This is a genomic window from Limnobacter sp., from assembly GCF_043511195.1.
Taxonomy (GTDB): Bacteria; Pseudomonadota; Gammaproteobacteria; order Burkholderiales; family Burkholderiaceae_B; genus Limnobacter.
This window is the reverse complement of record NZ_CP121330.1, coordinates 600942-614175: the sequence shown is the minus strand read 5'-3', so window position 1 is coordinate 614175 and position 13234 is coordinate 600942. Positions and strand designations below refer to the sequence as shown.

12 protein-coding genes are annotated in these 13234 nt (G+C 54.8%); 10 read left to right on the top strand and 2 right to left on the bottom strand.

Annotated elements, in window-relative coordinates:
* The first annotated feature begins 5 nt into the window (after positions 1–5).
* The 10 genes from fmt to P0D43_RS02925 all read left to right on the top strand — a co-directional run bounded on the left by fmt (position 6) and on the right by P0D43_RS02925 (position 10533).
* A complete protein-coding gene (fmt, locus tag P0D43_RS02970; protein ID WP_394673200.1) occupies positions 6–989 on the top strand; it encodes a methionyl-tRNA formyltransferase in 984 nt (327 codons plus the stop codon).
* Positions 990–1088: 99 nt separating this feature from the next.
* Positions 1089–1946 (top strand): zinc metalloprotease HtpX, encoded by an 858-nt coding sequence (gene htpX, locus P0D43_RS02965; RefSeq protein ID WP_159569297.1) that lies wholly within the window; start codon positions 1089–1091, stop codon positions 1944–1946.
* Positions 1943–3310 carry a 16S rRNA (cytosine(967)-C(5))-methyltransferase RsmB gene (gene rsmB, locus P0D43_RS02960; RefSeq protein WP_341237016.1) on the top strand — a complete coding sequence of 456 codons (1368 nt, stop codon included), beginning with the start codon at positions 1943–1945 and terminating at the stop codon, positions 3308–3310. The genes htpX and rsmB overlap by 4 nt, the downstream gene beginning before the upstream one ends.
* 9 nt (positions 3311–3319) lie before the next feature.
* A complete protein-coding gene (locus tag P0D43_RS02955; protein WP_159569293.1) occupies positions 3320–3937 on the top strand; it encodes a DUF4390 domain-containing protein in 618 nt (205 codons plus the stop codon).
* Positions 3934–6207 carry an ATP-binding protein gene (locus P0D43_RS02950; RefSeq protein WP_394673199.1) on the top strand — a complete coding sequence of 758 codons (2274 nt, stop codon included), beginning with the start codon at positions 3934–3936 and terminating at the stop codon, positions 6205–6207. Before P0D43_RS02955 ends, P0D43_RS02950 begins: the two co-directional genes overlap by 4 nt.
* Positions 6208–6225: 18 nt before the next feature.
* The gene (locus P0D43_RS02945) at positions 6226–6948 is read left to right on the top strand and encodes a response regulator (protein ID WP_159569289.1); all 723 of its coding nucleotides are present in this window, start codon (positions 6226–6228) and stop codon (positions 6946–6948) included.
* On the top strand, positions 6945–8321 hold the full coding sequence (gene trkA / locus P0D43_RS02940; protein WP_159569287.1) for a Trk system potassium transporter TrkA: 1377 nt from the start codon (positions 6945–6947) through the stop codon (positions 8319–8321). Before P0D43_RS02945 ends, trkA begins: the two co-directional genes overlap by 4 nt.
* Positions 8322–8336: 15 nt before the next feature.
* Positions 8337–9797: a TrkH family potassium uptake protein gene (locus P0D43_RS02935; protein WP_394673198.1), complete on the top strand. Its 1461-nt coding sequence runs from the start codon at positions 8337–8339 to the stop codon at positions 9795–9797.
* On the top strand, positions 9794–10201 hold the full coding sequence (locus tag P0D43_RS02930) for a GTP-binding protein (RefSeq protein WP_341237014.1): 408 nt from the start codon (positions 9794–9796) through the stop codon (positions 10199–10201). The genes P0D43_RS02935 and P0D43_RS02930 overlap by 4 nt, the downstream gene beginning before the upstream one ends.
* A gap of 83 nt (positions 10202–10284) precedes the next feature.
* The gene (locus P0D43_RS02925; RefSeq protein ID WP_159569281.1) at positions 10285–10533 is read left to right on the top strand and encodes a DUF3567 family protein; all 249 of its coding nucleotides are present in this window, start codon (positions 10285–10287) and stop codon (positions 10531–10533) included.
* Positions 10534–10588: 55 nt separating this feature from the next.
* Here P0D43_RS02925 and P0D43_RS02920 read toward each other — a convergent pair whose 3' ends face one another.
* Positions 10589–11875 carry an MFS transporter gene (locus P0D43_RS02920; protein ID WP_341237013.1) on the bottom strand — a complete coding sequence of 429 codons (1287 nt, stop codon included), beginning with the start codon at positions 11873–11875 and terminating at the stop codon, positions 10589–10591.
* Positions 11876–12552: 677 nt separating this feature from the next.
* Complete coding sequence (locus P0D43_RS02915; protein WP_394673197.1) at positions 12553–13221, bottom strand: bifunctional 4-hydroxy-2-oxoglutarate aldolase/2-dehydro-3-deoxy-phosphogluconate aldolase; 669 nt, start codon at positions 13219–13221, stop codon at positions 12553–12555.
* Between the last annotated feature and the right edge of the window lie 13 nt (positions 13222–13234).

Sequence of the window (13234 nt, the reverse complement as noted above, 5' to 3'; positions counted from 1 at the left end):
TCCCCATGAATCGAACCCTGAATGTGGGTTTCGCTGGCACACCCGAGTTCGCCCGGGTTGCCCTGGCGAAGCTTATTGCTGCCGGCTATAAAGTGCACCTTGTGCTAACCCAGCCTGATCGACCTGCTGGCCGCGGCATGAAACTGCAAGCGTCCCCCGTTAAACAACTGGCACAGGAACACGGCATGCCCGTGTTGCAACCCCTTAGCTTGAAAAAAGGCGAGGAAGCGGAGCAAGCGTTGCATGCGCTAAAAACCGCAGTGCATGGCCAGCCTTTGGATGTGTTGATTGTGGCGGCCTACGGGTTGATTTTGCCGCAAACCGTGCTGGATGCACCCAGGCTGGGTTGTCTGAATATTCATGGCAGCCTGTTGCCGCGCTGGCGCGGTGCCGCGCCCATACAGCGTTGTATTGACGCGGGCGACACAGAAACCGGCGTTTGCATCATGCAAATGGAGGCCGGGCTCGACACAGGGCCGGTACGCCTGTGGCGTGCCTTGCCCATCGAGCAAAACGACACCACCAGCACCCTGCACGATAAATTGGCTGTACTTGGTGGCGACCTGTTGGTCGAGGCACTGGACTCCCTTCAGGCAGAAACACTGCCCTTGGTGCCGCAACCGGCCGTGGGGGTTACTTATGCCGAGAAGATCACAAAAGCCGAGGGCGTGATCAACTGGGCCCGCAGCGCGGTAGAACTTCAGCGTACACTGCGTGCCTTCGATCCTTTTCCGGGTGCCAACACCACATGGCGCGGCGAACCCTTGAAATGTTTTGACCCTGAAACCGTGGCCTTGGCTGGCTTGATGGGTAAACCGGGTGAAGTCTTGTCCGTTGATTCCAATGGCCTGGAAGTTCAGTGTGGGCAGGGCGTGTTGCGCATTCGCACGCTTCAAAAAGCAGGCAGCAAGCGCCAGCCTGCCCAGCAGGTGGCACAGGCCTTGGGATTACAAGCTGGAAACCAATTGGGCGAACACCGCTCCAATTAGGGCAGGTGTGGCAGTGGCCAATCTTGAAATTGCGCGAAAAAGCCTTATTTTTAAGTAGTCGAATCAATAGGCTGTTGATCAGCCGGGATGAATAAAATCATGTTCAATTGGATGAAAACCTTCATGTTGATGGCGGCAATCACCGCCCTTTTCGTGGTGCTGGGTGGCATGGTGGGTGGCCGTGGCGGCATGTTGCTGGCATTGGGTTTTGCCTTGGTCATGAACTTTGGTGCATATTGGTTTTCCGACAAAATGGTTTTGCGCATGTACAAAGCCAAAGAAGTGGATGCAAGCAATGCCCCCGAGTTTTACAACATGGTGGCTGAACTTGCCCAGCGCGCCGACATGCCCATGCCCCGTGTTTATTTGATCAACGACAGTGCACCCAATGCATTTGCAACCGGGCGCAACCCTGAAAATGCTGCTGTGGCCGCAACAACCGGTATTTTGCAGGTGTTGTCTGCACGAGAACTGCGTGGTGTCATGGCCCATGAGCTGGCCCATGTGAAGCACCGCGACATTCTGATTTCCACGATTTCTGCGACCATGGCGGGTGCCATTTCAGCCCTGGCCAACTTTGCCCTGTTTTTTGGTGGCCGCGACGACAGCGGCCAACGCATGAATCCGATTGCCAGCATTGCCTTGGCCATTCTGGCGCCCCTGGCTGCGTCGCTGATTCAAATGTCAATTTCTCGCGCCCGTGAATACGAGGCAGACCGTGGGGGAGCCGAGATTTCCGGCGACCCGGCTGCCTTGGCCAGCGCGCTGGACAAAATTCAACGTTATGCCAAAGGCATTCCGTTCCGTACCACTGAAGCGCATCCGGAAACCGCTCAAATGATGATCATGAACCCACTTTCAGGCCAAGGCATTGCTGGCTTGTTTTCAACCCACCCACCTACTGAAGAACGCATTGCCCGCTTGATGGAAATGGCTCGCACTGGCGGCCCGCGTTGAAGCCGGTTCACAGCACGCCGCCCAAGCTGACTGAGGCCAGCTTGGCATTTGCCCTGTTAAAGGCGGCCGCAGTCATGACGCGTGTATTGCGGGAGGGGCGCTCGCTTGATCAGGCCCTGGCCGCAGAAACCAAGGGCGTTAAAACCCCGCAAGCTGTGGGTGCCATTCAAGACCTGGCTTATTTTGGCATGCGAAATTTGGGCCGTGGGCAAGTGCTTACGCGACTGATCAGTGGCAAATCCTTGTTGAGTCCCGAGCCCTTGAATGAATTGATGGCCCTGGGTTTTGGTTTGCTGTGGGATAACAAAAATCCCAAGTACCCAGCGCACACGGTGGTCGATCAAATGGTTTACGCCTGCACCGGTAGCGAGCAGTTTGCGCGTGCCAAAGGTCTGGCCAATGCCTGTTTGCGCAATTTTTTGCGCGATTCAAACACTTGGCGAAACAAGGCCATGGAAGATCCGCTGGCGCAGCACAACTTGCCAGTTTGGTGGGTAGATAAGCTGAAAACCAGCCACCCGCAACACTGGGAAACCCTGTTGGCGCAGGCGCAAAGCCATCCGCCTTTGGTGGTGCGTGTGAATACGCGCAGCAGCTCGGCTGCCGCTTATGCCGAGCAATTGAATGCCGCAGGCACTGAAGCCAGCGTTCTCGGTGAGCAGGCTGTGTTGTTGGCCAAACCAGTGCCCGTGTCTGCCCTTCCCGGTTTTGATTTGGGGCAGGTCTCAGTGCAAGACAGTGCAGCGCAACTGGCTTCGCAACTGCTAAACCCTCAAAAGGGTCAGCGCATTCTCGATGCTTGCGCAGCCCCGGGCGGAAAAACCGGTCACCTACTTGAACTGGCCGACATCGAGCTGGTGGCAATCGATTCCAGCCCGCAGCGCTTGGGCAAGGTGGAAGACAATATTCGCCGCATCGCACCCACCCTGAATGGTCAATGGGATTTGCGCCTGAAAGTGGCGCAGGCAGAATTGCTGGATACCTGGTGGGACGGAGTCCCTTTCGACGGTATTTTGGCCGATGTACCTTGTACGGGTTCAGGCGTGGTGCGCAGGCACCCCGATATTCCGTGGTTGCGAAGACCGGACGATCTTGCCAAGTTGTCGCAGATTCAACACAAAATACTGAATGCCTTGTGGTCTACCCTAAAGCCGGGCGGTACACTTTTGCTGGTGACCTGTTCCATCTTTCCTGAAGAGGGGCCCCTGTTGGCAAAAGCATTTCTAGATAATCATTCCGATGCCTTGGCGCAAACTGCGCCCGGTTGGGTGTTGCCAGTTGCACCGGCCAATCCCGATCAAGGCTTTGATGCGTCTCCCGACGGGTTCTTTTACGCCAAGTTTGAAAAATCCCTAACCTCTTGAGGATGTGCCTTGAAATTTAGCCAGGCCCACTCCTCGTTATGGACTCGCGTTCTGCATGGGCTTTTGGGCCTTGCGCTGATGTGCGTCCTGACCATGGGGTTGGCCCAGCTTGACTCCGCTACACGGGTTACCGCAGTCAAGCTGGAGCCCAACAAGGCACCAGCCCCTGCGGCATGGAACCTGGCTGCGGAGTTCGAAATTGAACTGGGGCACAAATTGCGCGAAGCGGTTGATCGGGGGCTACCCCTGCAATTCACCGTTGATTTTCAGCTGATGCGGTCTCGCTGGTATTGGGTTGACCAAGAAGTGGTCAGCACCACTTACCCGCTGAATTTGTCCTACAACGCACTCACACGCACTTACCGCGTCATTACCCCTGGTAACACCTACAACACCCCCACGCTTGAAGATGCCATGCAGCACATGACCAAGGTGCGTGATTGGGCAGTCATTCCCCGTGATCGAATTGAAATAGGTCAGCCCTACACGGCACAGGTTCGTTTTCGCCTTTTGCTCACCGAGTTGCCCAAACCGTTCCAGATCAGTGCTTTGGTCAATAGCGAATGGGATTTGTCGTCAGAATGGCTGGCCTTTGAGTTCACGCCCAAGCGCGAGGCCTGGAAATGAATCCCTGGCTGGAGAACACCCGGTGGCTGCGTTACACGCTGCTGATTCTGGGCAGCCTGGGTGGCGTGCTGCTCTTCCTTTTGGCGTCAGCCTCGTCGAACACTGATTTTTTCGAAAGCAATTACCCTTTACTCATTACGCTGAACGGCATTATTGCGGCCGGCCTGTTTGCCATTTTGCTGTTGCTGATTGTGCGCATGGTGCGCAGGTACCGCGCGGGTGTGTTCGGCTCGCGGCTCATGCTGCGCATGTCGCTGTCTTTCACGCTCATGGGCTTGATCCCCGGCTTTGTGTTGTACCTGGTGTCGGTTCAGTTTCTCGCGAAAAGTATCGACAGTTGGTTTGATGTGCGGGTAGACGGCGCACTGGAATCGGGTTTGAACCTGGGCCAAACCGCACTGGATAGCTTGATCAACGAACTGGCCTTGAAAGGGCAGTCCATTTCCATTGAACTGTCGCGTTCCACACCCAGTGAACAGTTGCTGGAGCTGCCCCGCTTGCGCGATGCAGCCAATGTGCAAGAGCTGACTTTGCTGTCTGAAACGGGCCAAATTCTTGGCAGTTCGGGTGGTCAACTGGACAGCCTGCTACCTAGCCTGCCCACACAAGTCATGTTGCGCCAAGCGTTGATGACCCGCCCGTTTCAGCAAATTGAACCCGACCCCGACGATCCCGAAGAACGGCTGTACATGCGCGTGGTGGTGCCGATTGCGCCCCCATTGACCAGTTTCGATTTGGGCCAGCGTTATGTGCAAATTATGCACCCGGTGCCCACCACCCTTTCGCAACGAGCCAATGCGGTGCAAAGTGTGTATCGCGATTATCAGGAACTGCAGTTGTCGCGTTCGGGTTTGCGAAAAATTTACGGTATTACGCTGACTCTGGCCTTGTTGCTCACAGTGTTTGTGTCGGTGGCGGCTGCGTTTTGGTTGTCGTCGCGCTTGTCGTCGCCCCTGCTTTGGTTGGCCGAAGGCACCAAGGCACTGGCCAGTGGTAACTTCAAAACCATGCAGCCCGTGAATGCCGACGATGAATTGCGCGAGTTGGTGGATTCATTCAACACCATGACGCGGCAATTGTCGGAAGCGCAGCGCCGCTTGCAGGCCAATCAAAACCAGCTGGCTGCCAACAACGACTTCTTGCAAAGCCTGTTGACCAGTTTGTCCGCCGGCGTACTGGTACTTGATCACAAGCTGCGCCTGAAAATGTACAACGACGGCGCACTTCGAATTTTTGACCGGTCGCTGGCTGAAAACCAGGGCCACCCGTTGGATGACATGCCCGGCCTGGAAGGATTTGCCATGGCGGTGCGCGCCAGCGTGGCTGATAATCAGGGCAACGAGGGCGAGGAAAGCGGTATTTGGCAAAAGCAACTTGAAATTCCACGTGCCTTTGATTCGCAAAGCTCAAAGTCCATTCTGGTTCGGGGCTCGCGCCTGCCTGGCGAAAAAGCAGGTTATGTGCTGGTGTGCGACGACATTACCGCATTGATTTCAGCACAACGCACTGCGGCATGGGGCGAGGTGGCGCGTCGCCTGGCGCATGAAATCAAGAATCCGCTAACCCCTATTCAGCTCTCGGCGGAACGCTTGCAAATGAAGCTGGCGGATAAACTGCAAGAACCGGAGTCCGGTATTTTGCAGCGGGCCACGCGCACCATTGTGAACCAGGTGGAATCGCTGAAACGTTTGGTCAATGATTTTCGCGACTATGCCCGGTTGCCGCCTGCCGATTTGAAGCCGCTTGACTTGAATGATTTGGTGGTCGATGTGTTGGCGCTGTACGATGTACACGTTGGCATTGAAGATCAACTGGACACGCGCTTCATTCCAAAATTAACTGAAAAATTGCCGCTGGTGGCAGGAGATTCGTCGCAGCTGCGCCAAGTCATTCATAATTTGTTGCAAAATGCATTAGACGCATGTGTCGATTGTGATCAACCCAAGGTTGAAGTTCGCACTGAAGGTTTGAAAGCGCCGGAAGGTGAACAAGAGCAGTTAGTGGGCGTGAAATTGGTGGTGGCTGACAACGGTCCAGGTTTCAACCCTGATTTGCTGGCCAAGGCTTTCGAGCCATATATCACCACGAAAACCAAGGGCACCGGTTTGGGTTTGGCAATCGTCAGAAAAATTGCAGATGAACACAAGGCACGAATTGCCATTAGAAACAGGGTAGATGCACAAGGGCGGGTTGTTGGTGCGGCGGTGGAATTAACCTTCCCCGTGTTGCAAGACACCTTGAACAATGCCGAACATAGTCAGGCCGCATAAAGAAGGAACTTTCTAACCATGGCGACCATTCTCGTTGTTGATGACGAAATTGGAATTCGAGAACTTTTGTCCGAAATTCTCGGTGACGAAGGGCATGCTGTGCTGCTTGCGGAAAACGCAGGCCAGGCACGCGCACTTCGGGACCAAGAGCAACCCGATTTGGTGTTGCTCGATATCTGGATGCCCGACACCGATGGTGTGACCCTGCTGAAAGAATGGTCGGTGAAGGGCTTGTTGACCATGCCCGTGATCATGATGAGTGGCCACGCCACAATCGATACTGCGGTTGAAGCCACTCGGATCGGCGCACTCGATTTTCTGGAAAAACCCATTTCATTGCAAAAGCTGTTGGGTGCCGTTGAAAAAGGTTTGGCTCGCGGAAAAATGGTGCAATCAGCCCGTGCGTTGATGCAATCGCAGCCCAAAGCCAACGGTGTGGGCGGTGTGTCAAACAATGCAGGTGGTGCTGCGGTGTCGGCAGTGGGTGGTGCCTCGTCCACGCCCGATTCCAGTCCTTTGGGGCAGGCTTTGGCCGAATTGTCCACCCTCGATCTGGATGCACAATTGCGCGATGCCCGCGATTCATTTGAACGCATTTATTTTGAATACCATTTGCGCCTGGAGAATGGCAGCATGACGCGTTTGGCCGAGCGCACTGGTATTGAACGCACGCATTTGTATCGCAAACTCAAGCAGCTGGGCGTGGAAGTAGGCCGCACTGCGCGCAAAAATATCGCATGAAAATCATCATCGTCGGCGCCGGGCGTGTGGGCGCGAGCCTTGCCGAAAGCCTGGTGTCCGAACACAACGACATCACCCTGATCGACCCGGACCCCAGGGTGTTGGCCGATCTTCAAGACCGCTACGACTTACGAACCATTGCTGGTAACGGCGCTTTGCCGCGCGTGCTGAAGCAGGCCGGTGCTGAAGACGCTGATATGCTGGTGGCGGTCACGCGCAGTGACGAAACCAATTTGGTCGCCTGCCGCATGGCTGCACTTATGTTCAATGTGCCGCGCCGAATTGCGCGTGTGCGTTCGCCAGAAATGATGGAACAGGCGAATTTGCAAGGCGATGAAGGTTTCAATGTCGACCATGTGATTTGCCCCGAGCAAAGTGTGACAGAACACATTGAACGGCTGATCGAATTTCCCGATGCCTTGCAAGTGCTTGATTTTGCCGATGGCAAAGTGACGCTGGTTTCCGTGCGCGCTTACGCAGGCGGGCCTTTGGTGTCTCACCCCATCGAAGATCTGCGCAAACATTTGCCCAAAGTCGATGTGCGCATTGTGGCCTTGTTTCGCGAGAATCAACCCGTTGCGGTAGAAGGCTACACCACCATTCAGCCTGGCGACGAGGTGTTTTGCCTGTCGGCTACAGAGCATGTGCGTACCGTGATGTCGGAATTGCGGCGCATGTCAAAACCAGTGACCAAGGTGATGATTGCCGGTGGCGGCAACATTGGTTTGCGACTGGCCCGCAGCCTTGAAGAAAACTATCAGGTCAAGGTGATTGACGCCGATCGCAAGCGCTGCGAAGACCTGGCCAACCAGCTGGGTTCACGAACCTTGGTGTTGTATGGCGACGCAACCGACGAAGATTTGCTGGCCGAAGAAAATGTGCAGGACGTGGACACGTTCATTGCACTGACCAACGACGATGAAAACAACATCATGTCGTCCTTGTTGGCCAAACGCATGGGTGCGCGCCGGGTGATCGCCCTGATTCAGCGCAAGGTGTATGCCGAGTTGGTGCAGGGCGGGCAAATCGACATTGCGTTGGCCCCATCAAACGCCACACTCAGTGAATTGCTCAAGCACATTCGCCGGGGCGACGTGGTGGCCGTTCACCGTTTGCGCCGTGGTGTGGCCGAGGCAATTGAATCCATTGCACATGGGGATTCCAAGTCCTCGAAGGTGGTGGGTCGGGCCATTGAAAAAATCGACATGCCCAAGGGGGCTGTGATTGGCGCCATTGTGCGTGGCGACCAAGTGATCATGGCGCACCATGACACGGTGATTGAAGCCGAAGACCACATCATTACATTCGTAGAAAACCGCAAACTGGTGCCGCAAGTGGAAAAGCTGTTCCAGGTCGGCGTGGGGTTTATCTAAAGTGGTACTTGCAGCATGAGGAACTCGCTTTTTCCGGTGCTGGGCGTATTGGGCTTTGCGGTGGCCTTGTTTTCGGTGGCATTTTTGGTGCCGCTCACTTACGCTTTTTTCACAGGCGAACCCACCGTATATGCATTTGCCACAGGTTTTTTGGTGACGTTTGGTATCGGTGTCACCGCGCACGTGCTGACCCGTCGTTTTCGGCGAGAGCTTCAACCCCGCGATGGTTTTCTGTTGGTGTCAACCGTGTGGTCCGGCTTGCCTGCCTTTGCCACTATTCCCATGGTGCTGTTTTTTGAAGACCTCAGTGTCGCGGATGCCTACTTTGAAATGGTGTCTGCGCTAACTACTACCGGCGCGACTGTGCTGAGTGGTCTTGACGACATGCCCGCCAGTATCAATATTTGGCGACACCTGCTCTCGTGGATGGGTGGCATGGGTATTCTGGTTTTGGCGGTGGCCATTTTGCCCTTGCTGGGTGTGGGTGGCTCGCAGGTGTTCAAGGCCGAAACACCCGGGCCCATGAAAGACAACAAACTCACTCCCCGAATTACAGAAACCGCCAAGTCTTTGTACATGGTGTATTTCATGTTGTCTGTGGCCTGTGCCATCAGTTACAAGCTGGCTGGCATGGACTGGCTGGACGCGTTTTTGCACACGGGTACTACTGTGTCATTGTCGGGATTTTCATCGCACGACGCGAGCTACGCCTACTTTGATTCCGCAGCAATTGAGATGGTTGCAGTGGTGTTCATGATGATTGCGGCAGTGAATTTCTCGAGTCATTTTTTGGCTTGGCGTGGCAAATCGTTTCGCCCCTATGTCAATTGTCCGGAAGCAAAATGGTTTTTCATGCTGATGATTGGTGCTGTGTCGCTGATCACCATGTATTTGCTGGCATACCAGGAATACACCACATTCAGTGAAGCGTTTCGGTATGCGCTTTTCAACACTGTGTCGGTTGCTACAACCACGGGTTATGCCAACACCGACTATGGGCAGTGGCCGCTGTTTGCACCGCTGTTGATGATGTTCCTCAGCATGTTTGCGACCGCGGCCGGTTCCACTGGTGGCGGTATCAAAATGCTGCGCGCAGTAATCCTGTTCAAGCATGCCATTGGCGAACTTTCACGCATTCTGCACCCACGCGCCATCAACCCGGTGCGAATTAGGGGGTCGGCTGTCAGTTCGCAGGTCATTTTCGGTGTGTTGGCCTTTATGCTGATGTACGGCATGAGCGTGATTACTATTACCATGCTGTTGATATTCACCGGTGTTGATCCGGTGTCGGCCCTGACCACGGGTATTTCCATGATTAACAACCTGGGCCCTGCCTTGGGTGAATTTGGTCCTGCCAACAATTATGCGGGGCTGGGTAATTTCCAAACCTGGGTGTGCTCTTTTGCCATGTTGCTGGGCCGCCTGGAAATGTTCACTATTCTGGTGCTGTTCACGCCAGCCTTTTGGCGCAAATGAAAACGCATCTTTTCCTCGTGTCTGGCCGCAATCCTGTACAGCGCGCCACTCGAATTGAACAGTTACTCCTTGAGCAGACGGGTGCCGGCAAAATCACCCTGATGGCCAGTACGGAAATTTTTTCAGTGGCTTGCGTCGAAGCGCAGGCTGAATTGTTTCAACTCGATGCCGAGCGCAAGGCGCGTGGTATCCACGTGCTGCGTTTAAGCCCCGGTTGTTTGTGTTGTTCCTCCAAACTGGTACTGACAACTCACCTTGCTCGCACCTTAAGATTGAACCAACCCAATGTATTGTTAATGGAACTGGAAAGCCAAAGCCACCCGGAACAAGTGTTAAAGTTATTAAACGAGCCTCAATGGACGGATTGGTTTGCCGATATCAAATTAGTGGAGGAAGTTGCGTAAGGGGTTAGACGCCCAAGGCGTGGCCTTGAAATTGCTAGATAGATCACCATATTCAACCTGAAAGTATTATTTGGAGGTTTGCGATGTTAATGATGATTGATAGCCCCTTTTACTGCGTGGTGGATTTGGTCATGAGCGAGGGGCAACCCAGCCTTGGCATTGAAATCGTGGACAAGAACAATCAGCGAGAACTGTTTTTGCAGGGCGATGCGGCTGAAAAATTCCGCAAAGAGGTGAAATACCTTGCCGCCCAAGAACCCGATATCGACGACATCGAAGCTTTTATTGAAAGCTACAAGCCCTGGATGCAGCATCCAGTGACTCTGCACTAATTCATCCCTTTCAAAGCCTCTGTCAATTTGGCAGGGGCTTTAAATCGAATTCTCCCTATGCAAACCGCGGCTTGGCGTGAGTTTCTTTGCTCAACATCAAACTGACAATCGAGGTAGCAACCCAGGCTGCCAACACCAATATGCACACAGTCATCCCGGCTTTTGAATAGGCCCCCGTGATGTTTTCTGCGGCCGCATAATGGTCAAGAATGGCACCCAGCACCGGTTGCTGCACCAGCGGGCCAACCATCACCCCCAAGTTCACAATACCCACGGCAGTGGCGCCCAAATGGTGTGGCACAGATTCTTTCACATAGCCAAAGCTAAGCACCATGGACCCACCACCAAAGGCGGTCGCCCATAGCAGTGCAGAGACCACCGCAATGGGTAGATCGGGTTTCAAACCCAAAATGATGAAGCCGCCAATTGACAGGACAGCACCGAGAAAATATGGCAGTTTGCGTTGTTTTAACTTGTCGGAAAACGCACCAAAAAACAGGCTGCCTGCAGCAAAGGCGATCAGCATGCCGGTGATAATCAGCGAGGCTTCTTTTACGCTGAGCCCATGCCAGGTGGTGAGGTAAGGAACACCCCACAAACCCGTGAATGTGAGAATGGCTCCGCACACCCCACTGGGTATCCAGAAGATCAGCCACACCGCCGGAAAACGCAGCGTGTGGCCCAATGCAGTGAGCAGGGGCAGCGTCACTTCATTCTCGGGCCGCTTGGCGACATGATTTTTGTAGCCGCGGTATGAAGGCATGTCGCGCACATAAATCCAGATGAGCACACCCAGTAACGCTGCGATCAGGCCACTGGCACCCATCACCACCCGCCAGCCGAACAAATCGGAAAGGGCGCGTAACGGAACACCGGCCAACACTGCGCCCATGGTGCCCACAGCCAGGCTAACGCCCGACATGCTGGCAAAGCGCGAAGGTGAAAACCACTGCGCCACCAGCATCAGCATGGAAACCCATGCAACCGCCACGGCACCTCCCACCAAACCACGGCCTACCGCCGCCCAGCCCAATGTAGGCGCAAAGCCGAACATCAGTGCACCCAAGCCACCCAGAATGCAGCCCACAGTGAGAATTTTGCGTGGGCCGATGCGGTCAACCAGCAGGCCCACTGGTATTTGCATGGCTGCATAGAAGTAGAAATAGAATGCCGACAAATTGCCCAAGGCGGCGCGGCTTAGGTCAAATGTTGAACTGAGTTCTTCAGTGAGTACGCCAGGGGTAACGCGCTGGAAAAAACCAAACAGGTAAAACGCGGCGGCCAAGCCCCAGATGATGAACGACATCCGCAAGGGGGGCGGGGAAAGGTGATTGGGTGACATGGTGTTGTTCTTGTGAATACTGCATGCAGTGTCGCATGGGGGTGGGTTTGTGCCACTTGGGTGTAACCCGAGGAGGCTGAAGCTGAACTTGAAGGGTCTCCGCGGTGGTTTCTTGCCAACTCAGCGTGGGTTACGTTACTTGTGTCGCATGTCACTGGTGACTTTTGATCTGAACTTGAAGGGTCACCGCTGCCCGAAAACTTGGCATATCGTCTTGTCAGCTTGAGCCTGCACTAAGCCAAGCCCTCCAAAAGTAACGGTCGGGTCTTGGCTTTCGCGCAAAGGCGCGATCGTTTGTCTCGGCGCGCCAAGCCGGCAAGTTTTCTGACCGGTCATCGTGCGACCACTTGCAAATTCAGCTCTAAGTCACCGGCGTCAGCGTCTCTCCACCACCGCGCAACTCACCGCTGGGTTCACAGCCCAATCGGCGGCGGTGTTTCGATCGCCTCGCCTTCAAGAAAACCTGCCCGTTTGAATTCACCCGCCACGGTCGGCCATTGGCCGGCACCGAGACTCGGCCCGCCCTTTTGCCGAGCGAGGTGAGTCAGCGTGAATCTCAAAAAGGGAAGTACAGGTTTTCAGGCGAGAGATCGGAACCCAAGCTGGTTGGGCTATTAATTAGAGCGGCGCGTTACCGGAATCCAAGCCGATTGGGCCAAATAAAACAGCTGGGTTATTCAAACCAGCACGGTGTTGTTCCATGCCGCCATCGCTAGTGCTGCACGCTGCTCAACCACCTTGGCCACATTGTTCACGCCATCAAGCCCTGTCGTCAGCCAGGTACCGCCCACTGCTTGCACTGCCTTGATTTCACGCCACTGTGGGAGATTTTCCAGCGTGACTCCGCCCGTGGGCACAATGCGTGCTGCGGCCAATGGGGCGGTAATTCCAGCCAGTGCTTTGGGCCCGCCCGCCGCCATGGCCGGGAAAAACTTGAGCAACTCAAACCCCAACTCAAGCCCACGCATTATTTCAGAAGCGGTGGCCGCACCGGGCACCCAAGCGTAGCCGTTCTTCAGTGCATGGTCAGCCAGCGTTTCGGTAAGGCCCGGTGAAATGAACAGCGTTGCGCCCAGGTCAGCGCTTTGGTCAAATTGCGCAGGCGTTAATACCGTGCCTGCAGACAAATTCATTTCCGGGAAGCGCTTGGCAATTTCGCCCAAGGCTTGCAGTGCCACCGGGGTGCGCAGTGTGATTTCAATTTGGGTAATGCCACCGGCACAAAGCCCTTCAGCAATTTCAAGGCCCTGCTTTAAATCAGCAATAACCACCACAGGCAACACGCCTTGGCGCAGCCAGTTTTTTGTTCGTTCCAGGCGGGTGTGTGGGGTGTGTGGGGTGTTCATGGGTTTTCCTTGA